Genomic DNA, 21,707 nt, shown 5'->3' on the forward strand with positions numbered 1-21,707 from the left:
TCATCGTGTCACGGCGGCGAGCCGACCGGCTTCCGCGACGATCGCGAGGTCGCCCTCCTGATCGGTCCGCAGGACCCTGGCCCCGCCGCGCACGAGCCGCGACAGCAGCACCGGGCTCGGATGCCCGTAGTCGTTGCCCGCACCGACGCTGACCAGGGCGATCCGCGGTGCGACGGCGTCGAGGAACTCCTCGTCTTGAAACGCACTGCCGTGGTGGGCGACCTTCAGGATGTCGGCCCGCAGCCCGCCCGGGCCGGCCGCCGACCGGAGGCTCAGCTGTTCCTCGGTCTCCGCGTCGCCGGTCAGCAGCACCCGGACGCCGCCGGTGGTCACCATCAGGACCAGCGAGTTGTTGTTGGGATCGGACCGGGTGCCGGTCGTCGGCCCCGCCGGGCCCAGGATCGCCAGGCGCACCTCACCGACCGTCATCACCTGCCCGGGCTGCGCGTCGCCGGAGGACAGCCCTCGGGCCAGCACCGCCGACCGGCCCGCCGCAGGCTCCGGGAACGGCGGCAGCAGGAGCCGGTCGACGGTCCGTCCGCGCAGCACGCCGTCCAGGCCGCCGATGTGGTCGACGTGGAAGTGGCTCAGTGCCAGCAGCGGCACGTGCCGCACGCCCAGCCGGCGCAGGCAGCCGTCGACGGCCTCCGGTTCCGGTCCGGCGTCGACCACCACCGCCGAGGCCCCGCCCGTCGACACGACGAGCGCGTCGCCCTGGCCGACGTCGCACGCCACGACCAGCCAGCCGGGCGGCGGCCAGCCACCGGCCAGCAGGCGCACGGGCGTCGCGCCGAGCACCGCCGCGACGGCGACGACCAGGGCGAGCCGGCGCACGACGGGCCGCTTCGCGGCGATCAGCAGCACGGCGAGCAGCCCGCCCAGCAGTAGCCCGCCGAACGTGCCGCCGGGCCACGGCACGACACCGTCGGGCACGTCCGCGCCGTGGTGTGCGATGGCCACCAGCCACCGGGCCGGCCAGGAGGCGAGCCAGGCGGTGAACTCCGCGACGGCCGGCAGCACCGGCGACAGGACCGCCGTGACGACCCCGACCACCGTGGCCGGTGCGACGGCCGGCGCCGCCAGCAGGTTGGCGGGGACGGTGGTGAGGCTGACGGTCGCCGAGATGCCGGCGATCACCGGCGCGCACGCGGCCTGCGCGGCGGCGGGCACGGCGAGCGCCTCGGCCGCGAACCCGGGCCAGCCCTTGGCCTTCAGCGCCTCGGTCCAGCGGGGCGCCAGGAGCACCAGGCCGCCGGTCGCCAGGACCGACAGCGTGAACCCGGCGTCGACGGCGAGCTCGGGATCGAACACGACGAGGACCAGGACGCCGGTGGCGAGCGACGGCAGCGCCGCGCGCGGCCGGCCGAGCGCCAGCGCGACGAGGGCCAGGCCACCCATGGCGGCCGCGCGCAACACGCTCGGCGACGGGCGGACCAGGATGACAAAGCCGACGAGTGCCAGCACACACACGAGTGCGGCGACCCGCGGACCGGCGCGGCACCAGCGGACGATCATCAGCACCAGCCCGACGACGATCGCCAGGTTGGCGCCCGAGACGGCGGTCAGGTGGGTCAGGCCGGTCGCCTTGAAGTCGTCGGCCAGGCCCGGATCGAGGCGGCTGGTGTCGCCGACCACCAGGCCCGGGAGCAGACCGCCCGGCTCCGGCGGGAGAGGGCCGCAGGCGCGCTGGAGGCCGGCGCGCAGCACACCGGCCGCACGCTGCACCCACGGCGCCGGCTTCACGCGCTCCGGCGCCCCGGCCGAGATGAGCGCCGCGCGCAGGTCGCCGCCGTCGGACGGGGAGAGCCGCCCGGACGCCTCCACGGCCTGGCCGGGCAGGAGCCCGAGCCAGGCCCGGTCGCGCGCCAGGACCAGCACCCGCGCCCCCAGGTCGACCCGCGCCCCGTCGGCGGTGCGGAGCCAGGTGAGTCGCGCCGGCACGACGACGGTCGCGTCGCGGCCCACCGTCGAGCGGCCGAGTCGGGGGTCGTCGGCGACCTCAAGTCCGAAGTGGACGGTGGCGTGACGGGCGGCGAGGCCGGCGAGCGGCTGCGCGTCACGCTCGCCGACCCGGGCAGCCGAGGATGCTGCCCCGCAGGCGACGCCGAACAGCACCGCGGTCACGATCCATCGCGTCCGGCGCAAGACCCGCACCGGCGCCCGCACCGGCCGCTCGGCCGCACCGAGGGCGAGCAGCGGAGGCCAGGCCGCCGCCAGGACCAGCGCGCCGATCACCACCGCCCAGCCGGCGGGCGCGGAAAGGAACAGGGCGGCCAGCGCCGAGAGCCAGCAGCCCAGCGCTGCCCCGGCCAGGCGGAAGTCCGTGGTCATACCGTGACCCGGTCCTTCAGCTGCTGGAACTTGGCGTCGCCGATGCCCTCGACCTTGCGCAGGTCGGCGACCGCGCGGAAGCCGCCGTGTGCGTCGCGATACTCGACGATGCGCTGCGCCAGCACCTCACCGATCCCCGGCAGGGTCTGCAGTTCGGTGGTCGAGGCCGTGTTGAGGTTGACCAGGCCCGGGCCGGCGCCGGTGCCGGCCGCCGGTGCGGCGGCGCCCGGCGGCTGCGGGACGCCGACGGCGACCATCTCCCCGTCGACCAGCTTGCGGGCCAGGTTGAGACCGGTGAGGTCGGCGCCCGGCAGGGCACCGCCGGCAGCCTCGATCGCGTCCGCGACCCGGGAGCCGGCCGGGAGCCGGACCAGGCCGGGACGGTTGACCTTGCCGGTGACGGAGACGACGAGAAGCGCGGGCGAGGCGGACGGTGGCACGGAGGCCGCCGTCTCGGCCCGCGGCGCAGGCGTCACCTGCGGGCGAGAGCGCCAGGCGAGGAAGGCCGCCACGCCGACCACCAGCACCGCCAGCACGGCGAGCACCCGCACGCCACGGCGCCCGGGGTCGAACGCGGACACGGCGGGCCGCGGCGCGGCGGCGGAGTCCCACGGATATGCCGGTGGGTCGGCGGGGTCCGCGGGCAGGCCGACCACGCGGGCCAGCCGGTCGGCCACCGCGGCACGGTCACCGCCGTCGTCATCACCAGAGCGCCACATGACCCGGCACGGTAGGCCGGATCACCGTCCTCCCGCCGACCGCCGAACCCAGATCTGTGGACAACACGGCCCTTGTGGACAACCGGCGGCTACTCGGTCCGGTGCACCACCACGGCCACCATTCCCGGGCCGACGTGGGCGCCGACCACCGCGCCGACCTCGGTCAGGTACGCGGCCCGCAGCCGCTCCCCCAGCCGCTCCTTCAGCGTCGTGAGCAACGCGTCCGCCCGGTCAGGGGCCGCCAGGTGATGCACGGCCACGTCCACCACGGCGTCCCCCGCGGCCTCGTCGGCGATGTCGACCAGGCGGGTCAGCCCGCGCCCCGCGGTCCGCACCTTCTCCCGCACCACGACACCCTGCTCGGTGGTGTGCAGGATCGGCTTCACCGACAGCGCCGTGCCGAGCAGCGCCGCGGCGGCACCGATCCGCCCGCCCCGGCGCAGGAACTCGAGCGTGTCGACATAAAAGAGGGTGGTGGTACGGCCCACTGCCTCGACCGCCGCCGCCCGGACCTCCTCGAGCGAGCCACCCGTGGCCGCGACCGAGGCGGCGGCCAGCGCCGGGAAGCCCAGCCCCATCCCGGTCGACTGCGTGTCGACGACCTCGACCCGGCCGTCGAACTCCGCGCCGGCCAGCACGGCGGCGTCATAGGTGCCGGACAGCTTCGCCGAGAGGTGGACGGACAGCACGGCCTGCGCGCCGGCGTCGAGCAGCTTGCGGTACACCTCGGCGAATGCCTCGGGTGACGGCCGCGAGGTCGTGACGGCGACCCGGCGGGCGTTCAGCGCCTCCGCGACCGTGGCGGAGTCGATGTCGACGGTCTCCAGGCCGGCCACACCGTTGACGACCACGGCGAGCGGGACGACGGTCAGCCGCCGGACCGGATCGTTGGCCAGGTCGACAGGCAGGTATGCGGTGGAGTCGGTGACAACGGCGACGGAGGGGTGTGAGCCGGCCATGACCGCACCGTAGCCGATCCGGCGCCCCTTCCGGCCTAGCCTTCCTTGATCGACACCACTTGGAGCGGCGTGCCCTGCTGGCAGGTGCTCAACATGTTGGGCTGCGGCACGCCGGTCACGGTGAGCGTCGTGCCGCTGCGCAGCTTGGCCCGGTCGCCGCCGAGCAGCAGGTAGGACTTGTCGCCCACGGCCAGCAGGACGCAGCCGGGCTCCACACCGTCGCGGACCTGCCCGGTGACGGTGATGGCGCCGGCCGTCGGCCGGGACGGCGCGGCGGATCCCGGCGGCGGGGCGGACTCCGGCGACGTCGGCGCGACGGACGGCGCGGACGGCGAGGGCGAGGACGGCGCCGCAGCCGTGGACGGCGGCGCCCCTACCGGGTCCGACCCGTCCGCCGCCCCGCACCCGGCCAGCGCGAGAGCGGCGAGCGCGACGAGTCCGAAGTGCCGAAGTCTCATGGTTCCTCTGACGTGGCTGTGCCGCGAACGGTTCCTACTGACGCTACGGCACGTTGTGTGCCGCCATCTGCCAACCGCGCACTGTGTCATACAGCAGATGCGTGGAGTGACAATTGTGCAGTGCGCCGAGTGTCGTCGCGAACTCCACCGGCCAACCGAGCAGGGCACACGTCGCATGACGGGCCGCGGCTCCGTGGGTCGCCGCCACGATGACCGCGCCCTCCGGTGCCGCGTCGACGGCCTCCTGGAGGGCGGCGGCGACCCGCTTGCTCAGCGCGTCGACCTCCTCGACCCCGGCGTCGTCGACCGGCTCGCCGCGGCGCCACCGGGCGAACGACTCCGGCCAGCGGGCCGTGATCTCCGGATGGGTCAGCCCCTCCCAGTCACCGAAATTCCGCTCCCGGAGCCGGGCGTCGTATCGCACCGGCAGGTCGACCAGCGCCGCCAGGCCGGCCTGCGTGTCGGCGGCACGCTGCAGGTCGCTGGAGATGAGCACGGTCGGCTTGAGGGCGGCCAGCCGGGGCGCGGCGGCCCGGACCTGCTCGACTCCGGTCTCGGAGAGGGCGATGTCGGTCTGGCCCTGGATGCGGCCCCCAAAGTTCCAGGCGGTCTGCCCGTGGCGCCAGAGCACGAGCAACGTCATGCGCTGGCCGGCAGGTCGCGGTCCACGAACTCGATGACCGGGCAGTCCTTCCACAGCCGGTCGAGTGCGTAGAACTCCCGCTCCTCCGTGTGCTGCACGTGGACCACGATGTCGACGTAGTCCAGCAGGACCCAACGGCCGCCCCGCTCACCCTCGCGACGGACCGGCTTCGCCTTCTCGGGAAGCTCCAGCAGTCGCTCCTCGATCGCGTCGACGATCGACAGGACCTGGCGCTCGTTGGGCGCGGACGCCACGAGGAACGCGTCGGTGATGACCAGCTGGTCGGCCACGTCGAGGATGACGATGTCTTCGGCCTTCTTGTCGGCGGCCGCCTGCGCAGCGGTGAGCGCCAGCTCTCGGGCTCGCTCAGTGGCGGGCACCGGACTCCCTTCGTCGAACGTCCCCGGCTGTCGGATGCAAAGTCCACCGGGCTCGTTCTAGCCTCTCACGCCGGTACGACAGTTTGCCCCTCAGTTGTTGCCGACTTTTCGGTACAAACCGCGCTTTGCGATGTACTGCACCACGCCATCGGGCACCAGGTACCAGACCGGCATGCCCGCCTCGACGCGGCGCCGGCAGTCGGTGGAGGAGATCGCCATCGCGGGCACCTGGACCAGGCTGACCGTGGAGGCGGGCAGGTGTTCGGCGTTGAGGTCGAACCCCGGACGCGTCACCCCGATGAAGTGCGCCAGCTCGAAGAGGTCCTCGGCGTCCTTCCACGACAGGATCTTGTCGAGCGCGTCGGCTCCGGTGATGAAGAACAGATCAGCTTCGGGACCGTATGCACGCCGGAGATCACGCAGCGTGTCCACGGTGTAGGTCGGCCCGCCACGGTCGATGTCGACACGGCTCACCGTGAACCGCGGATTCGACGCGGTGGCGATGACCGTCATCAGGTACCGGTCCTCGGCCGAGCTGACGGCCACATCGCTCTTCTGCCACGGCTGTCCGGTGGGCACGAAGACGACCTCGTCGAGCTCGAACCGGTCGGCCACCTCGCTGGCAGCGACCAGGTGGCCGTGGTGGATCGGGTCGAACGTCCCACCCATGATGCCCACACGCATCACCGCATCGTAATGATCAGTGCGGCCCGGCCGGCAATCCACCATGGTGCCGATCATCACCCACGTAGAGTGTCCGGGCCGGCGTCACGGCACCGGCCCGGATCGCCCACGTGTAGCGTTGCGCACATGACGCTGCCCCACCCGAAGGGCCAGTTCGACAGCTCCCGCGCGCAGTGGCGCTCCGCCCCTGGCGACAGCCACGGCAGCCGGGTCGAGGTCGCCTTCGTCGACGACCTCATCGGCCTGCGCAACGGCGCCGACCCGAAGAGCCCGATCCTCGTGTTCACCCAGGCCGAATGGGACGCCTTCGTGCTGGGCGCCAAAGACGGCGAATTCGACGCCTGACGTTCACGTGTAGAGCAGCGACCGGATCGGCGTGAGCCGCCCGAGTCGCGGAGCGAGCGCGCGGATCTGCAGAGCCAGCGTCACCGCGTGCAGCGCCGCCTCCTCGTCCGGCGGCACATAGCGGCGGTGCCGCACCAGCCAGTCCGAGACCTCCCGCCAGTCGAAGACGGGCCGCCTGGGATGCGGCCCGACCGGCGACGGCAGCGGCCAGGACCGCACCGCGTCGACCGGCCGCCCCACCCGCTCCGCGATCGTCTGGAGCGTGACGAGCGGATCGTCGGCCGCCGCCGAGACCGTCACCATGCCCGCCCCGTCGAGGTCCCGAACACCCGACACGATCGCGTCGGCGGCGCTCGGTGCGTCACGGTCGAAGGCGACCCAGGGGCCGCCCTCGGCGAAGCCGCCCGGCACCACCTCCACACAGGCGTCGCCGGCCCGGTCGAACAGCCGGTCGACCTGCTCCTCGCCGATCTCCCCGGCCACCACCAGCCGGAACTGCTGCAGCATCACCGCGGCCCCCGCCCGCACACCCGGTGCCGGTGGGTGAACGCGTCGATCCGCCGTGCCACCCGTTCCGCCGCGGCCCCTCGTGGCACGTCGGCCGGCACTCCCAGCCAGCCCCGGCACACCGGGCATTCGAGCCGCATCCAGGCCCGTTCGTCGTCCACCAGCGTCCCCTCCCCCGTCGATCGACGTAACTGTGAGACCCCCAGCCAACACCGGAACGGCACGCTTGGGAGGGGCCACAGAGGGGGCCAGCGCACGCATCGACATATGCGGACATAACATCCGGCACAACGTGCTATGCTCGGCGACGTGCGGATGAAGAACAACAGCTGGCGCGCCCCTTAGGGGCGGCCTACCTTCGCGCACTCAGACGCACGATCCCCACACGACAGGCCGTCCGGTCCGGGCGGTCTTTTTCATGTGCGCCGCGCGGACCCCTCACTCCAGACGGAGGGAAATCCATGTCCAAGCGACGCATCTCCGGCTTCAAGCCCACTGGCCCACTGCAGTTCGGCAACTATATGGGCGCGATCAGACCGGTCGTCGAGGGCCAGCACGCCCAGCCGACCGTGGTGTTCATCGCCGACCTGCACGCGCTCACCGTGCGGCACGACCCCGCCGTGCTGCGGAGATTGTCCATGGAGGTCGCCGGCCTGCTGCTGGCGTCCGGGATCGATCCGGAAAAAACCGTGCTGTACCGCCAGTCGGACCTGCCCGCCCACACCGAGCTGCACTACCTGCTGGAGTGTGTGGCGAGCTACGGCGAGATGCACCGGATGATCCAGTTCAAGGAGAAGGGCGGCGGTGGCGGCTCACGGCTGTCACTGCTGACCTACCCGGTGCTGATGGCGTCCGACATCCTGCTGCACGACATCGAGGAGGTGCCGGTCGGCCGGGACCAGCGTCAGCACGTCGAGCTGACCCGCGACCTGGCGGTGCGGTTCAACGAGCGGTACGGCCCCGTGCTCACCGTCCCGCAGGCCGTCCATCCGGCGGTCGCGGCGCGGGTAGCCGATCTGGCGGAGCCGACCGCCAAGATGGGCAAGACCAACGCCTCGACCGGCGGGGTGCTGTTCCTGCTCGACCCGCCGGACGTGCTGCGCCGCAAGGTCATGCGGGCGGTGACCGACACCGGCACCGAGGTCGTGCACGACCCGGAGCGCAAGCCGGGCGTGTCGAACCTGCTCGACATCCTGGAGGCGTGCACGGGCGAGCAGCGGCGCGACTTCCGCGGCTACGGCGAGCTCAAGGCCACCGTCGCCGACGCGGTGGTCGCGACACTCGCCCCGATCCAGCAGAAGTACCACGAAATGGACGAAACCTACATCGAGGGGATCCTGCGGGCCGGCGCCGAGCGCGCCCGGGAACGGGCCGACCGGACCGTCAGCAGGGTGCGCGAGGCGCTCGGCCTCACAACCGCACGGCCCGTTCCCGCAGGTAGCCCAGCGAGGCCGGTGACGGCCGCGGCACCGCACTGAAGCGCGCCGGCCGGAAGTCGATCTCCTCGGTCAGCAGATCCGCCTCCACCAGGAGAGCCCACGGCACGTAGAAGATCTTCTCGCCGGGGATCGACACGCCGACGAAGTCGACCGCCGGCAGCAGCGCCGGCGTCCCGACCGCCCAGACGGCGGTGGTGAACGTGCCGCCGTCCGGCCGGGTGGCCAGCGCGCACTCCACGAGGCTCGGGTCGCCGAGGGTGCGCCGCTGGTGCTCGGCGACGTCGGTGACGAGCCGGCGCCGGGCCCGGGCCGCGGCGTGGAAGGCGGGGTGCCCGCGGTCCGGCTCGAACGGCACGACCCGGCCGTCGTCGTCGGTGGTGTAGGCCATCGGCGACAGCGGCCGGGGCGTGCGGGCGTACTCGTCGGCGGCGAGCTCGAACAGCTGCTCGACGAGCCGGGGCTCATCGGCGCAGATGAGCAGCATCATGGTGCTCGGCAGGAACGCCACCGCCCGGCCGCCCACCTGCTCGTCGAGCTCGGCGAGCCAGCCGTCCAGGAGCACCCAGGAGACGAGCTGTTCCCCGTCGTAGTCCGGCACGTGCAGTACCGATGGACCGAACAACGCGGCGGAGGACGGCAGCTCGGCCCGGGCGAGGGTCCGGTGGCGGGCGGCGGCGAAGATCTCTTCGGCGGCCACGCCCCAGCGCGCCGGGCTGTCGAGGTCGAGCGGCACCTCGTCGCAGAGCACCACCTCGTCGAGGTGGGGCAGGGCGGGCCGGCGCAGCGTGCGGGTGCCGCGGGCGGCGTGCCGGAGGGCGATCCGCAATCTGGGCAGCGCTTCGGCGAAGGACCCGGGTTGTGCGGGCGGGGTGAGGCTGTGCGTGACGAACTCACGCACGAACTGCTTCTTGTCGCCGGGATTTCGTTGGTACTGGCTGAAGGCCTTGGCCAGGAAAAGCCAGCTGTACGCGTCCTGCCCGCACTCGCAGACGATGGCGAACTGGCTCGGGCGGAACTCGGCGTCACGGACCCCGCGTCTGCGGAGCTCGGCCAGCACCTGGTCGGCGAAACGTTCCCGGGGTGTCCGGGCTGGTCGGGTCAGCCGTTCGAGGATGCCCACCGACCAGACACTAGCCTCATGCGAGCTCAGACGCGATGGGCTCCGGTGCGATGACCAGTTTTTCGTAGCACAGGCTGAGCGGGCTGCGGACGTATGGGCCATACCGGGGAATCGGTCGGTAACCGGTCGATTCGTACAAACTGATGGCCTCGGGCTGGCGGGCACCGGTTTCGAGCCGGACGACCGGGTAGTGCGAGCCCACGGCGAGGTCCTCGAGGGCGGCGAGAATGCGCCGGGCGATGCCGATGCCGCGGTGTGCCGGACGGACGTACATGCGTTTGATCTCGGCCGTCTGGTCGTCGAGCGGCTGGATGGCGCCGCAGCCGGCGGCGACGCCGTCGACGGTGGCGAGCACGAACTTGGCATCGGGGTCGACGGGGAAGCGCCGCGCCTCGGCGCTGCCGTAGCGGTTGGCGATCTCCGCGGTGGCGGCGGCGACGAGTTCGACGACGGCGGGGTCGGCGGTCGGCCGGCGGACCACCCGGACCTCCCGGCCGGTGTCGTCGAAGCGCTTCTCGAAGCACCGGCTGGCCTCGTACTTCACGTATTGCCCGAAACGCGGGACGGGCCGATATCCGGCGGCCAGGAACAGCGAGATGGCGTCCGGTGAGGTCACGCCGGTCTCCAGGCGGAGCACGCGGTGCCCGCGCGAGGCGGCGAAGTCCTCCAGCGCGGCGAGCATGCGGCGGGCGATGCCGCGCCCCCGGTAGGCGGGGCGCACGTACAGGCGGGTCACCTCGGCGGTGTCGATGTCGACGGCGAGCAACGCCCCGCACGCGACCGCGTCACCGCCGACCACCGCGACGAGATAGCGGGCGGTCGCGTCGACCGCGTAGACGTGGCCCTCCCGACCACCGTCGCGCGCCCGCAGCTCGACCTGCTGGTCGACTACGAGCGCGATCACCTCCGAGTCGTCCGATGGACGTTGCTCGATCAACATGAAGTGACGGTACGCACTCCGGATTTCCCGGATGTTTCACCTGGTCGGCGAAATCTGTTGCACGCCGGGTCAAATTTCCCCGTCGTCGTCCTCGGCGCCGGGTGAAACTTCCAGCTCCTCATAGGGCCGCCGGCGGTCCTTGCGCATGGCCTTGCGCTCGGCCGCGCCGACCCGCTTCGACGGCTCCTCGAGGCGGTAGTCGGTGCCCCGGTTGCCGGGCACGAACTCTTCTCCGGCGAAGTGTTCGGGCTGCCAGTCGAATTCACGGACGCCAATGCGAACCGGATCTCCGGGGGTGGCGCCGGCCTTCTTGAGGGCCTCTTCGACACCGAGCCGGGCGAGCCGGTCGGCAAGATATCCGACAGCCTCGTCGTTGTCGAAGTTGGTCTGGCGCACCCAGCGCTCCGGTGCCCCGCCCTTGACGATGTAGACACCCTCGCCGTCACGGGTGACGGTGAACCCGCTGTCGTCGACCGCGACCGGGCGGATGACGATGCGGGTGCGCTCCGGCGGCGGTGCCAGCCGGCGCTGCTGCTCGACCATCTCGGACATGGCGAACATCAGCTCGCGCAGGCCCTCCCGGGTGACCGCGCTGACGTCGTAGACGGGATAACCGCGCTGCTCCAGCTCGGGCCGGATGATGTCGGCGAGGTCGCGCCCGTCGGGCACGTCGACCTTGTTGAGCGCCACGATCCGTGGCCGGTCCTCGAGCCCGCCGTAGGCGGCCAGCTCCGCCTCGATGGCGTCGATGTCCGACACCGGGTCGCGGTCGGTCTCCAGCGCCGCGGTGTCGACCACGTGCACGAGCACCGCGGTGCGCTCGATGTGCCGCAGGAACTCCAGGCCGAGGCCCTTGCCGGTGGCCGCGCCGGGGATGAGACCGGGCACGTCGGCGACCGTGAACGTGTTGTCGCCGGCCTGCACGACACCCAGGTTGGGCACCAGCGTCGTGAACGGGTAGTCGGCGATCTTCGGTCGTGCCGCGGAGATCACCGAGATCAGCGACGACTTGCCGGCCGACGGGAAGCCGACCAGACCGACGTCGGCGACGCTCTTGAGCTCCAGGACGACGTCGATCTGCTCGCCGGGCTCGCCGAGCTCGGCGAAGCCGGGCGCCTTGCGGCGGGTGCTGGCCAGCGACGCGTTGCCCCGGCCACCCCGGCCACCCCGGGCCAGCTCCAGCTCGGTGCCGGCGCCGACCAGATCGGCGATGACCTCACCGTCGACCGTCTGCACGACGGTGCCGTCCGGCACCCGCAGCACGAGCGACTCGCCGTTGGCACCGTCACGGTCGTTGCCGGCGCCCCCGTGGCCGTTGCGGGCCTTCTGGTGGGGGTGGAAGTGGAAGTCGAGCAGCGTGTGCACGCCGGAGTCGACGACGAGCTTGACGCTGCCCCCGTGGCCGCCGTCACCGCCGTCGGGGCCGCCGAACGGCTTGAACTTCTCACGGTGGATGGAAACGCAGCCGTGCCCGCCGTCGCCGGCCTTGACGTGCAACACGGCCCGGTCAACGAACGTGGTCACGACGAATTCTCCTCAACGAAACACAGACGGCGGGCGGGAGCAGTGAATGCCCCCTGCCCGCCGTCGGTAAAGCGAACTCAGCCTTCGGCTTTGGTGATGCTCACGGTCTTGCGACCGCGCTTGAGGCCGAAGGTCACGTGGCCCGCGGCGAGGGCGAAGAGCGTGTCGTCGCCGCCGCGCCCCACCAGGTCACCCGGGTGGAACTTGGTGCCGCGCTGCCGGATGATGATCTCGCCGGCGTTGACCAACTGGCCGCCGAACCGCTTCACGCCGAGCCGCTGGGCGGTGGATTCGCGCCCGTTCCGCGAGCTGGACGCACCCTTTTTGTGTGCCATCGCGCTTGCCTACTTCCCGGTGGAGATGCCGGTGACCTTGACCTGGGTCAGCGGCTGACGGTGACCCTGGCGCTTGTGGTAGCCGGTCTTGTTCTTGAACTTGTGGATCCGGATCTTCGGACCCTTGGTGTGGGCGACAACCTCTGCCGTCACCGCAGCGTTGGCAAGCTTGGCCGCGTCGGTGATGAGATCCTCGCCGTCGACAAGCAGGACGGCGGACAGCGTCAACGCGTCGCCCGGCTCGCCCGCGAGCTTCTCGACCTCGATCACATCGCCCTCGGCGACCTTGTACTGCTTGCCGCCGGTCTTGACGATCGCGTACATGGGACGCGGACTCCTGTCGTAGCTACTGGCGGGTTTGGTCGGACGCGCTGCGATGAAGCAGGCACGCAAAAGACCGTGCGCACGAAAGTGCGCTTTAGAGAGAGTACGCCATGGGCGGCGTACTCCCCAAATCAGGGGCGGGTCCGGCGACGGACGCCACCCCGACGGGTCCGGCGGCGGGCACCGTTGCCCGACGGCTCGTCCTCGTCCTCGTCGGCGTTGTCCGGATCGTCCTCGGTGGCGATCGGCGTGAACTCCGCCTCCTCCGCGACGTCCTCGACGACGTGAGAGGTGTCGACGGCCTCAGCCATCTCCTCCGACGACTCCTCGGCGACCGCAGCGGCGCCACGGCGGCTACGCCGCCGCCCTGCACGCGCCGGTGCGGGCACGTCGGCCTCCTCGACGCCCGTGGTGACGGTGGCGGACGCCACCTTCGCCACGGCCGCGTGACTGTGGCCGTTGCCACCGCCGCCACGCTTCTCCGGGATCGGCTCGGTGTGGATGATCAGGCCGCGGCCCTTGCACACCTCACAGGTCTCGCTGAAGGCCTCCAGCAGGCCCTGACCAACCCGCTTGCGGGTCATCTGGACCAGGCCCAGCGACGTGATCTCGGTAACCTGGTGCTTGGTCCGGTCCCGGCCCAGGCACTCGGTCAGGCGGCGCAGCACGAGCTCCCGGTTGGACTCCAGCACCATGTCGATGAAGTCGATCACGATGATGCCGCCCAGGTCGCGCAGCCGCAGCTGGTGCACGATCTCCTCGGCCGCCTCGAGGTTGTTGCGGGTGACCGTCTCCTCGAGGTTGCCGCCGGCGCCCGTGTACTTGCCGGTGTTGACGTCGATGACGGTCATCGCCTCGGTGCGGTCGATGACCAGGCTGCCGCCCGACGGCAGGAACACCCGCCGATCGAGCGCCTTGATCAGCTGCTCGTCGATGCGCTGCTCGGCGAACACGTCGCCGGCGCCGGTGTAGCGCTTGACCCGGTCGACCAGGTCCGGCGAGACGTGCGACAGGTAGGGCTCGACCGACTCATAGGCGTCGCTGCCCTGGATGACCAGCTCGCGGAAGTCCTCGTTGAACAGGTCCCGGACGACCCGGACGACCAGCTCGGGCTCCTCGTAGAGCAGGGACGGCGCGCTGCTGGTGGCCGACTTCTCCTGGATCGCCTCCCACTGCGCCTGCAGCCGCTTGACGTCACGCGCGAGGTCGTCCTCGGACGCGCCCTCGGCGGCGGTGCGCACGATGACACCGGCCCCGTCGGGGACGAGGTTCTTGAGCACGTCACGCAGGCGCTTGCGCTCGACGTCGGAGAGCTTGCGGCTGATCCCGGAGGCGTTGCCGTTGGGCACGTAGACCAGGTGCCGGCCGGACAGCGCGATGTGGCTGGTCAGGCGGGCGCCCTTGGTGCCGATGGGGTCCTTGGTGACCTGGACCAGCACCGAGTCGCCGGACTTCAGCGCCTGCTCGATGGTGCGGGTGCGGCCTTCCAGGCCGGTGGCGTCCCAGTTGACCTCGCCGGCGTAGAGCACCGCGTTGCGGCCCCGGCCGATGTCGACGAACGCCGCCTCCATGCTGGGCAGGACGTTCTGCACGCGGCCGAGGTAGACGTTGCCGACCATCGAGCTCGACGTCGCCCGGGTGACGTAGTGCTCGACGAGCACCTTGTCCTCCAGCACCGCGATCTGCGTGCGGTCGTTCTTCTGCCGGATCACCATCTGGCGGTCGACGGCCTCGCGACGGGCGAGGAACTCGGACTCGGACAGGATCGGCGGGCGGGTGCGACGCTGCTCACGGCCGTCCCGGCGGCGCTGGCGCTTGGCCTCCAGCCGGGTCGAGCCGGAGACGCCCTGCACCTCGTCACGGGCGGCCTGGCGCGGCTCGCGGATCTTCACGACCACGTGCGGGTCGTCGGCGGCCTCGGTGTCGGCGGCGCCCTTGCGGCGGCGGCGCCGTCGGCGGCGGGTCAGGCCCTCGCCGTCGTCGTCACCCTCGGTGTCGTCGGAGGCGTCGGCATCGGCCACGGCCTCGTCGGTCTCGTCCTCCGCCTCGGCCTCGGCCGCCTCGTCGAACTCGTCACCAGCCGCGCCGCGACCCCGGCCGCGACCGCGACGGCCACGACGGCGGCGCCGCCGGGCGACGCCCTCGAGGTCGTCCTCGTCCTCGTCCTCGTCCTCGGTCTCAGCCTCGGCCTCGTCGGTCTCGACCGGCGCCTCGACGGCCGCGGGTGCCTCCTCGGCGACACGGCGGCCGCGACGCCGGCGGCTCCGGCCGACCGGCTCCTCCTCGGCCGCCTCTTCCTCGGCTTCCTCGGCGTCGTGCGCCTTGGTGGGCACGGCCGGCACGACCTGCTCGCTCGGCGGCATGAACAGCAATTGGACGGCGGGGGCGGCGCGGCGGCCACGGCGCGCGGGCGGCTCCTCGGCCACCACGGGCTCCGGCTCTTCGATCACCTCGACCGCCGACTCCTCGACGGCGGGCTCCTCGACGGCGGGCACTTCGGCGACCGGCTCCTCCAGGGGGGAGGCGACCGACTCCTCCACGGGGGAGGCAACCGGCTCTCCCTCGAGCGAGGCGGCCGGGGCCTCCACGGGGGAGGTGGCCGGGGCCTCCACGGCGGCCGCCCGGGTGCGGGTCCGGCGGGCCCGGGTCGCCTTCACCGGCACCACCGGCTCGTCGATCGGCAGGGCCTGCTGCCCGGACTCGCCGATTTCGCCCGTTTCGCCGGACTCCACGCTGGCCGTCGCTTTGCGCCGTCGGCGTGTGGCCGGCGGCGGGGCGGCGGTCTCCTCGACGGCCGCCGGCTCCTCGACCGGCGCCTCAGCGGCGGCCTTGGTGGTCCTGCGGCGGGTCCGCCGAACGGGGGTGGCGGTCTCTGCTTCGTTGGCTGCGGCAGTTGCCACCGGCTCTTCGCCGGTGGCTTCGCCGCTTGCCGACTCGTTGTCGAACATGCGGACGTTCTCCAGTTCTGGTGCTCCCGGGCGCATAACAACGCAGCCACACAGGGGCACCGCATATATGTTGTGCCGGCGGAGGTATCCGCTCACACGGACGATCCGCCGAAAGTCTGCCAACCTCGATGCCGGCGACCGGCGGCCCGCCACCTGGCGGAACACCGACCACTACAGCGACGAAGCCCCCACGACGGCCGCCGGTCGATCCGCGGCGAGCGGGTCGACGAGCTCACCCTGCTCGGTCAGCACGCCCTGAGCCAAACGGGTCGCCCGAGGCGGGACCGGCGGCTCCAGGTCGGCCACAACTCGCAGGCCGGACAGCACATCGTCGGGTCGAACGGTCGGGGTTCCCTGCCGCACGACAAGGTCGAGTATCGCACACGGTATGTCGGTGACCTCGGAAGGTACGTCAGCAGTCGCCGAATCCGACCCCACGACGGCGAGCCGGACGACGGCGGCACGCGTGTCGAAGGTCCGGCGACCCTGTTTGGTGAGCCGCTCGACGAGCACCTCACCGGCGTCGAGGAACGAGCGCACGGCGACCGAGGCGTCGCCCGGCGTGATCCCCGGCAGCTCGACCCGCCAGATCCCGGTGTCGATCCGGTCGGCCAGGCTGCCGCCGCCGTTCAGCGGCGACTGGACCGCCTCCAGCACGTCGAGACCGGGCGAGAGGGCGGCGTCGAGCGCGAGCCGGAGCTCCGTCGGGTCGACCTTGGCCCGCAGGCCGATCTCCAGGTATTCCGCCTCGCTGGCCACCCCGGTCGGGGCCGCCGACGCGTAGGAGACCTTCGGGTGCGGGCTGAAGCCCTGCGAGAAGGCGATCGGCACGTTGGCACGCAGCAGCGCCCGCTCGAACGCACGGGCGAAGTCGCGGTGTGACGTGAACCGCATGGGTCCGCGCTTGGCATACCGCAACCGGATCCGCTGGACGACCGGCTCCTGGTTGCTCTCCGGCTGTCGCCTAGCCATGCGGCACTCGCAGTCCGGTGCTCACCGGGGTGAGCGGCAGCAGCTTCTTGCCGGTCGGGCCGATCTGGATCTCGGTGTCCTGGCTCGGGCAGACGCCGCAGTCGAAGCACGGGGTCCACCGGCAGTCGTCCTGCTCGTAGCCGGTGAGGGCGTCCTGCCAGTCCTGCCAGAGCCAGTCCTTGTCCAGGCCCGAGTCGAGGTGGTCCCAGGGCAGGACCTCGTTCTGGTCCCGCTCCCGCGTGGTGAACCAGGCGAGGTCGACGCCGAACGCCGGCAGCTCGGCGGCGGCCGCGTCGATCCAGCGCCGGAAGGAGAAGTGCTCGGACCAGCCGTCGAAGCGCCCGCCCTCCTCCCAGACCCGGCGGATGACCGCGCCGACCCGCCGGTCGCCCCGGCTGAGCAGGCCTTCGATCAGCGACGGCTCGCCGTCGTGGTATCGGTAGCCGATCGCCTTGCCGAGTGACTTGTCCGAGTTGATGGCCTCCTTGAGCAGCTTGAGTCGCCGGTCGATCACCTCGGGCTCGGCCATCGACGCCCACTGGAAGGGGGTGTGCGGCTTCGGCACGAACCCGCCGATCGACACCGTGCAGCGGATGTCCCGCGCGCCGGTGGCCGAGCGGCCGGCCCGGATGACCTCGTGCGCCAGCTTGGCGATCTGGAGCACGTCGTCGTCGGTCTCGGTCGGCAGGCCGCACATGAAGTACAACTTCACCTGGCGCCAGCCGTTGGTGTACGCCGTGACGACCGTGCGGATCAGGTCCTCCTCGGTGACCATCTTGTTGATCACCTGGCGAATCCGCTCCGAGCCGCCCTCGGGCGCGAAGGTGAGCCCGGTGCGCCGCCCGTTGCGGGACAGCTCCTGGGCGAGTGTGACGTTGAACGCGTCGACCCGGGTCGACGGCAACGACAGCGAGACGTTGGTGCCCTCGTACTGCTGGGCGAGGCCGGAGCACATGTCGCCGATCTCGGAGTGGTCGGCCGAGGACAGCGACAGCAGCCCAACCTCGCGGAAGCCGGAGAACTCCAGCCCCTCCTGGACCATCTGCCCCACGGTCGTGATGCTGCGCTCCCGCACCGGCCGCGTGATCATGCCGGCCTGGCAGAAGCGGCACCCACGCGTACAACCCCGGAAGATCTCCACGGCGTAGCGCTCGTGCACCGTCTCGGCCAGCGGCACGAGCGGCCGCTTCGGATACGGCCAGGCGTCGAGGTCCATCGTGGTGCGTTTGTGCACCCGGAACGGAACGTCGGCCCGGTTGGGCACGACCCGCTGGATGCGCCCGTCGGGCAGGTAGTCGACGTCGTAGAAGCGCGGTACATAGATCGACTCGGTGCGGGCGAGCCGCAGCAGCAGCTCGTCGCGCCCGCCCGGCTCGCCCTCGGCCTTCCATTTCCGGACGATGTCGCTGATCTCCAGCACCGCCTCCTCGCCGTCGCCGAGCACGGCGGCGTCGATGAAGTCGGCGATGGGCTCCGGGTTGAATGCGGCGTGCCCGCCCGCGACGACGATCGGGTGCCGGTCGTCACGCTCGCGGGCGTCCAGCGGGATGCCGGCGAGGTCGAGCATGGTGAGCAGGTTGGTGTAGCCGAGCTCGGTGGCGAACGACACGCCGAACAGGTCGAACGCGCCCACCGGGCGGTGGGCGTCGACGGTGAACTGCGGCACGCCCTCGGCCCGCATGAGCTGCTCGAGGTCGGGCCAGACCGCATAGGTGCGCTCGGCGAGCACGTCGGGCTGCTCGTTGAGCACCTCGTAGAGGATCTGGACGCCCTGGTTGGGCAGGCCGACCTCGTAGGCATCGGGGTAGGACAGCGCCCAACGCACTGTGGCCGTGTCCCAGTCCTTCACGACAGCGCCGAGCTCACCGCCGACATACTGGATCGGTTTGCTGATCCTCGGCAGCAGACGCTCGAGTTGCGGAAAGACGCTTGTGACGCTCACGGAGTACCAGCCTACTCACTCATCTCTCCGGCGCCGACGGGGCGCCCGGCCGTGTGGCTGGGCCGGCGGCGGGGTGGCCGGGTGCGGTGCGGGGATCGGCAAAGTGACGGGGCCGCCGGCCTTCACCGTGAACGGCTTGCCGTGGTGGCGCAGCGACAGCTCACCCTGATCCACCGCATACGTCGCGGCGTTGTGGTTGACGTCCACCCGGAGCACGTCGCCGTGGCAGGTGATCGCGAACCGCAGCCGGTTGATCCGGCCGGGCAGCCGGGGCATGAACGCCAGCTCGCCGCCGTGGTCGCGCATCCCGCCGAAGCCGGCGACGAGCGCCAGCCAGGTGCCGGCCAGCGATGCCATGTGGAGGCCGTCGCCGGCGTTGCGCTGCAGGTCGTAGAGGTCGACGAAGGCCGCCTCGCCGAGGTAGTCGTAGGCCAGCTCGGTGTGGCCGACCTCGGCCGCCATGACCGCCTGGGTGCACGCCGACAGCGACGAGTCGCGGACGGTCCGCTCGTCGTAGTAGTGGAAGTTGCGGGCCTTCTCCTCCGGCGTGAACCGGTCGCCGCGCCAGTGCATCGCCAGGACCAGGTCGGCCTGCTTGACGACCTGCCTGCGGTACAGATCGAAATAGGGATAGTGCAGCAGCAACGGGTAGTGGCCGGCGGGCGTGCCGGCGAAGTCCCACTCCTGGTGCAACGTGAAGTGCGCCGACTGCTGGTGGACCCCCAGCTCGTGGTCGTAGGGCACGTGCACCCGGTCGGCGGCGTCGCGCCACGACGACAGTTCCTCGTCGTCGACGCCGAAGTTCCGGGCCAGCTCGGGGTGCCGCTCGGCCGCCGCGGCGGCGTGGCGCAGATTGTGCTGGGCCATGAGGTTCGTGTAGATGTTGTCGTCCCCGATCGCGCTGTACTCGTCGGGGCCGGTCACACCGTCGATGTGGAAGACGCCGTGCCGGTCGTGGTGGCCCAGCGAGCGCCACAGCCGGGCGGTCTCGACCAGCACCTCCAGCCCGAACTCGGCCTCGAACCGGTGATCGCCGGTCGCCTGTATGTAGCGCACCACCGCGGCGGCGATGTCGGCGTTGACGTGGAAACCCGCGGTGCCCGCCGGCCAGTAGGCCGAGCACTCCTGCCCGCGGATCGTCCGCCAGGGGAACGCGGCGCCCTTCAGGCCGAGGGTCTTGGCCCGCTCGCGGGCCAGGTCGAGCGTGTCGTGCCGCCACCGCAGCCCGTCCCGCGCGGCCTGCGGATGGGTGTACGTCAGGACGGGCAGCACGAACGACTCCGTGTCCCAGAAGACGTGGCCGTCGTAACCGCGCCCGGTCAGGCCCTTGGCCGCGATCGGCCGCGCCTCGGCCCGCGCGCCGGCCTGCATGAGGTGGAACAGCGCGAACCGCACCGCCTGCTGGATCTCGGCGTCGCCGTCGATCTCGACGTCGGCCTGGCCCCAGAACCAGTCGAGAAACCTGCGCTGCGCCTTCACGAGCCCGTCCCAGCCGCCGAGCCGGGCCCCCGCGATCGCGCCGTGCACCTGGTCGCGGATCGCCTGCCGGGAGCGCTGGCTCGACCAGCCGTAGGCGAGGTATTTCACGATCCGCAGCTTCTGCCCCGGCTGCAGCTCGCACGCGAACGTCGTGCGCGCCCAGTCCTCCGTCGTCTCGGTGTGCGCCTGCACCGGCACCGGCGCGTCGACCTCGTGGTCCATCTCCGCGCCGAGCCGCAGCCAGCTCGCGTGGGTGCGGTGCAGCAACTGCGCGTTGAGGTCGCTGGCGTAGCGCGCCTCCCCGGTCAGCGCGTGCCCGAGCGCCGCCGCCACGCGCGGGTCCTTGCTCGGTTCCGGGGTGTCCTCGTTGGCCACCAGCTCCGACTGCACGATGATCCGCGCCGGGCCGGCGACCGGCTCCACCTCGTAAAGAAACGCGGCGACGGACCGCTGCTCCAGCGACACCAGCCGGGTCGTGGTCAACTTCATCCGCTGCTCGGCCGGCGAGATCCACTCGACGTCGCGGCGCAGCGTGCCCGCGCGCAGGTCGAGGACCCGCTCGTGGGCGACCAGCTTGCCGTACCGCACGTCGAACGGCTCGTCGTCGACCAGCAGCCGGAAGACCTTGCCGTTGGTGACGTTGACGATCGACTGCCCCTCCTCCGGGAACCCGTACCCGGCCTCGGCGTAGGGCAGCGGCCGCTCCTCGTAGAACGAGTTCAGGTAGGTGCCGGGGAGCCCGAACGGCTCACCCTCGTCGAGGTTGCCGCGCAGGCCGATGTGCCCGTTGGACAGGGCGAACAGCGACTCGGTCTGCGCGAGGTCGTCGAGATCGAGCCGGGTCTCCCGCAGCGCCCAGGGCTCGACCGGAAACTTGGGCATCAGCCCTCCAAAAGCTTCGAGAGATCCGGTACGACCAGATCGGCGCCGTTGCGCCGGAGGTCCTCGGCATGCCCGCCGCCGACCCGGTCGACGCCGACGACGAACCCGAAGCCACCGGCCTGCCCGGCCGCGACCCCGGCGAGGGCGTCCTCGAAGACGGCCGCGTTCTCCGGCGGTGTGTCGAGCCGGTGCGCCGCCTCCAGGAACGTGTCGGGCGCCGGCTTGCCCTTCAGGGCCAGCTCGCGGATGGTCAGGCCGTCGACGCGGATCTCCAGCAGCCGGTCCAGCCCGGTTGAGGTGATCACCTGCAGGGTGTTGGCGCTGGAGCTCACGACCGCGCGGCGGAGGCCGGCCTCCGCCGCCGCCTCGAGGTAGCGCACCGAGCCCGGGTACGGCTGCAGGCCACCCTCCCGGAGCAGCTCCAGCAGCAGTACGTTCTTGCGGTTGCCGAGCCCGTTGACGGTCTTCGCCTCGGGCGGGTCGTCGGGCGTGCCCTCCGGCAGGGTGATGCCGCGGGAGGTGAGGAAGTCGCGGACCCCGGCCTCACGGGGCTTGCCGTCGACGTAGTCGTTGTAGTCGTGGACCGGATCGAACGGCCGCTGACCCTGACGATCGCGCAGGAACTCGTCGAAGGTCGCGGTCCACGCCTTGTTGTGGATGACCGCCGTAGGGGTCAACACACCGTCGAGATCGAACAGGCACGCTGTCACGTGTTCCGGTAGGCCCAGCACATTCGCCACCGTATCCGGGTTCGGCGAGTGCCAAACCTCTGTTCT

The 21,707-nt window shown here is 71.8% G+C and carries 21 protein-coding genes; 2 read left to right on the forward strand and 19 right to left on the reverse strand.

The window, feature by feature from the left end:
• The 7 genes from Dfulv_RS42060 to nadD all read right to left on the reverse strand — a co-directional run bounded on the left by Dfulv_RS42060 (position 1) and on the right by nadD (position 6,159).
• A complete protein-coding gene (locus Dfulv_RS42060) occupies positions 1-2,331 on the reverse strand; it encodes a ComEC/Rec2 family competence protein (protein WP_259859403.1) in 2,331 nt (776 codons plus the stop codon).
• A complete protein-coding gene (locus tag Dfulv_RS42065) occupies positions 2,328-3,050 on the reverse strand; it encodes a helix-hairpin-helix domain-containing protein (RefSeq protein WP_259859404.1) in 723 nt (240 codons plus the stop codon). The genes Dfulv_RS42060 and Dfulv_RS42065 overlap by 4 nt, the downstream gene beginning before the upstream one ends.
• 89 nt (positions 3,051-3,139) lie before the next feature.
• Positions 3,140-4,009 (reverse strand): DegV family protein, encoded by an 870-nt coding sequence (locus Dfulv_RS42070; RefSeq protein ID WP_259859405.1) that lies wholly within the window; start codon positions 4,007-4,009, stop codon positions 3,140-3,142.
• A 35-nt stretch (positions 4,010-4,044) separates the two neighbouring features.
• On the reverse strand, positions 4,045-4,467 hold the full coding sequence (locus Dfulv_RS42075; RefSeq protein WP_259859406.1) for a hypothetical protein: 423 nt from the start codon (positions 4,465-4,467) through the stop codon (positions 4,045-4,047).
• A 43-nt stretch (positions 4,468-4,510) separates the two neighbouring features.
• Positions 4,511-5,110, reverse strand: coding sequence for a histidine phosphatase family protein (locus Dfulv_RS42080; RefSeq protein WP_259859407.1), 600 nt, complete (start codon positions 5,108-5,110; stop codon positions 4,511-4,513).
• Complete coding sequence (rsfS, locus tag Dfulv_RS42085; RefSeq protein ID WP_259859408.1) at positions 5,107-5,490, reverse strand: ribosome silencing factor; 384 nt, start codon at positions 5,488-5,490, stop codon at positions 5,107-5,109. Before rsfS ends, Dfulv_RS42080 begins: the two co-directional genes overlap by 4 nt.
• A gap of 90 nt (positions 5,491-5,580) precedes the next feature.
• On the reverse strand, positions 5,581-6,159 hold the full coding sequence (nadD, locus tag Dfulv_RS42090) for a nicotinate-nucleotide adenylyltransferase (RefSeq protein WP_406568051.1): 579 nt from the start codon (positions 6,157-6,159) through the stop codon (positions 5,581-5,583).
• A 141-nt stretch (positions 6,160-6,300) separates the two neighbouring features.
• On the opposite strand from nadD, the gene Dfulv_RS42095 reads away from it, so the two are divergent.
• Positions 6,301-6,519 (forward strand): DUF397 domain-containing protein, encoded by a 219-nt coding sequence (locus Dfulv_RS42095; RefSeq protein WP_259859410.1) that lies wholly within the window; start codon positions 6,301-6,303, stop codon positions 6,517-6,519.
• A 3-nt stretch (positions 6,520-6,522) separates the two neighbouring features.
• On the opposite strand, the gene Dfulv_RS42100 is transcribed toward Dfulv_RS42095, so the two are convergent.
• Both Dfulv_RS42100 and Dfulv_RS42105 read right to left on the reverse strand, forming a co-directional pair.
• Complete coding sequence (locus Dfulv_RS42100) at positions 6,523-7,029, reverse strand: hypothetical protein (RefSeq protein WP_259859411.1); 507 nt, start codon at positions 7,027-7,029, stop codon at positions 6,523-6,525.
• Positions 7,026-7,187 carry a hypothetical protein gene (locus Dfulv_RS42105; protein WP_259859413.1) on the reverse strand — a complete coding sequence of 54 codons (162 nt, stop codon included), beginning with the start codon at positions 7,185-7,187 and terminating at the stop codon, positions 7,026-7,028. Before Dfulv_RS42105 ends, Dfulv_RS42100 begins: the two co-directional genes overlap by 4 nt.
• Before the next feature lie 300 nt (positions 7,188-7,487).
• Between Dfulv_RS42105 and trpS the strand changes: the two genes are divergently transcribed.
• Positions 7,488-8,504: a tryptophan--tRNA ligase gene (trpS, locus tag Dfulv_RS42110; protein WP_259859414.1), complete on the forward strand. Its 1,017-nt coding sequence runs from the start codon at positions 7,488-7,490 to the stop codon at positions 8,502-8,504.
• Here the strand turns inward: trpS and Dfulv_RS42115 are convergent.
• The 10 genes from Dfulv_RS42115 to Dfulv_RS42160 all read right to left on the reverse strand — a co-directional run bounded on the left by Dfulv_RS42115 (position 8,437) and on the right by Dfulv_RS42160 (position 21,662).
• Positions 8,437-9,585: a hypothetical protein gene (locus Dfulv_RS42115; protein ID WP_259859415.1), complete on the reverse strand. Its 1,149-nt coding sequence runs from the start codon at positions 9,583-9,585 to the stop codon at positions 8,437-8,439. The two genes, trpS and Dfulv_RS42115, sit on opposite strands and share 68 nt — an antisense overlap.
• Positions 9,586-9,601: 16 nt before the next feature.
• Entirely contained in the window at positions 9,602-10,525 is a 924-nt protein-coding gene (locus tag Dfulv_RS42120) for a GNAT family N-acetyltransferase (protein ID WP_259859416.1), read from the reverse strand.
• Positions 10,526-10,594: 69 nt separating this feature from the next.
• On the reverse strand, positions 10,595-12,049 hold the full coding sequence (gene obgE, locus Dfulv_RS42125; protein ID WP_259859417.1) for a GTPase ObgE: 1,455 nt from the start codon (positions 12,047-12,049) through the stop codon (positions 10,595-10,597).
• Positions 12,050-12,126: 77 nt separating this feature from the next.
• A complete protein-coding gene (rpmA, locus tag Dfulv_RS42130; protein WP_259859418.1) occupies positions 12,127-12,384 on the reverse strand; it encodes a 50S ribosomal protein L27 in 258 nt (85 codons plus the stop codon).
• A gap of 9 nt (positions 12,385-12,393) precedes the next feature.
• A complete protein-coding gene (gene rplU, locus Dfulv_RS42135) occupies positions 12,394-12,708 on the reverse strand; it encodes a 50S ribosomal protein L21 (protein WP_259859419.1) in 315 nt (104 codons plus the stop codon).
• Between the two features lie 131 nt (positions 12,709-12,839).
• On the reverse strand, positions 12,840-15,656 hold the full coding sequence (locus Dfulv_RS42140) for an Rne/Rng family ribonuclease (RefSeq protein WP_259859420.1): 2,817 nt from the start codon (positions 15,654-15,656) through the stop codon (positions 12,840-12,842).
• 171 nt (positions 15,657-15,827) lie between these two features.
• A complete protein-coding gene (locus Dfulv_RS42145) occupies positions 15,828-16,550 on the reverse strand; it encodes a TIGR03936 family radical SAM-associated protein (RefSeq protein ID WP_259869214.1) in 723 nt (240 codons plus the stop codon).
• 70 nt (positions 16,551-16,620) lie between these two features.
• Positions 16,621-18,570 (reverse strand): TIGR03960 family B12-binding radical SAM protein, encoded by a 1,950-nt coding sequence (locus Dfulv_RS42150; RefSeq protein ID WP_259859421.1) that lies wholly within the window; start codon positions 18,568-18,570, stop codon positions 16,621-16,623.
• Between the two features lie 15 nt (positions 18,571-18,585).
• Positions 18,586-20,931 (reverse strand): glycoside hydrolase family 65 protein, encoded by a 2,346-nt coding sequence (locus Dfulv_RS42155; protein WP_259859422.1) that lies wholly within the window; start codon positions 20,929-20,931, stop codon positions 18,586-18,588.
• Entirely contained in the window at positions 20,931-21,662 is a 732-nt protein-coding gene (locus Dfulv_RS42160) for a beta-phosphoglucomutase family hydrolase (RefSeq protein ID WP_259859423.1), read from the reverse strand. The genes Dfulv_RS42155 and Dfulv_RS42160 overlap by 1 nt, the downstream gene beginning before the upstream one ends.
• Positions 21,663-21,707: the final 45 nt, after the last annotated feature.

Source organism: Dactylosporangium fulvum (assembly GCF_025137375.1).
GTDB classification, from domain to species: Bacteria; Actinomycetota; Actinomycetes; order Mycobacteriales; family Micromonosporaceae; genus Dactylosporangium; species Dactylosporangium fulvum.

Bases quoted from the DNA above. Each gene is read 5' to 3' on its own strand.
- Dfulv_RS42060 (WP_259859403.1), bottom strand. From the start codon at position 2,331: ATGACCACGGACTTCCGCCTGGCCGGGGCAGCGCTGGGCTGCTGGCTC.
- Dfulv_RS42065 (WP_259859404.1), bottom strand. From the start codon at position 3,050: ATGTGGCGCTCTGGTGATGACGACGGCGGTGACCGTGCCGCGGTGGCC.
- Dfulv_RS42070 (WP_259859405.1), bottom strand. From the start codon at position 4,009: ATGGCCGGCTCACACCCCTCCGTCGCCGTTGTCACCGACTCCACCGCA.
- Dfulv_RS42075 (WP_259859406.1), bottom strand. From the start codon at position 4,467: ATGAGACTTCGGCACTTCGGACTCGTCGCGCTCGCCGCTCTCGCGCTG.
- Dfulv_RS42080 (WP_259859407.1), bottom strand. From the start codon at position 5,110: ATGACGTTGCTCGTGCTCTGGCGCCACGGGCAGACCGCCTGGAACTTT.
- nadD (WP_406568051.1), bottom strand. From the start codon at position 6,159: ATGGGTGGGACGTTCGACCCGATCCACCACGGCCACCTGGTCGCTGCC.
- Dfulv_RS42095 (WP_259859410.1), top strand. From the start codon at position 6,301: ATGACGCTGCCCCACCCGAAGGGCCAGTTCGACAGCTCCCGCGCGCAG.
- trpS (WP_259859414.1), top strand. From the start codon at position 7,488: ATGTCCAAGCGACGCATCTCCGGCTTCAAGCCCACTGGCCCACTGCAG.
- Dfulv_RS42120 (WP_259859416.1), bottom strand. From the start codon at position 10,525: ATGTTGATCGAGCAACGTCCATCGGACGACTCGGAGGTGATCGCGCTC.
- rpmA (WP_259859418.1), bottom strand. From the start codon at position 12,384: ATGGCACACAAAAAGGGTGCGTCCAGCTCGCGGAACGGGCGCGAATCC.
- rplU (WP_259859419.1), bottom strand. From the start codon at position 12,708: ATGTACGCGATCGTCAAGACCGGCGGCAAGCAGTACAAGGTCGCCGAG.
- Dfulv_RS42140 (WP_259859420.1), bottom strand. From the start codon at position 15,656: ATGTTCGACAACGAGTCGGCAAGCGGCGAAGCCACCGGCGAAGAGCCG.
- Dfulv_RS42145 (WP_259869214.1), bottom strand. From the start codon at position 16,550: ATGCGGTTCACGTCACACCGCGACTTCGCCCGTGCGTTCGAGCGGGCG.
- Dfulv_RS42155 (WP_259859422.1), bottom strand. From the start codon at position 20,931: ATGCCCAAGTTTCCGGTCGAGCCCTGGGCGCTGCGGGAGACCCGGCTC.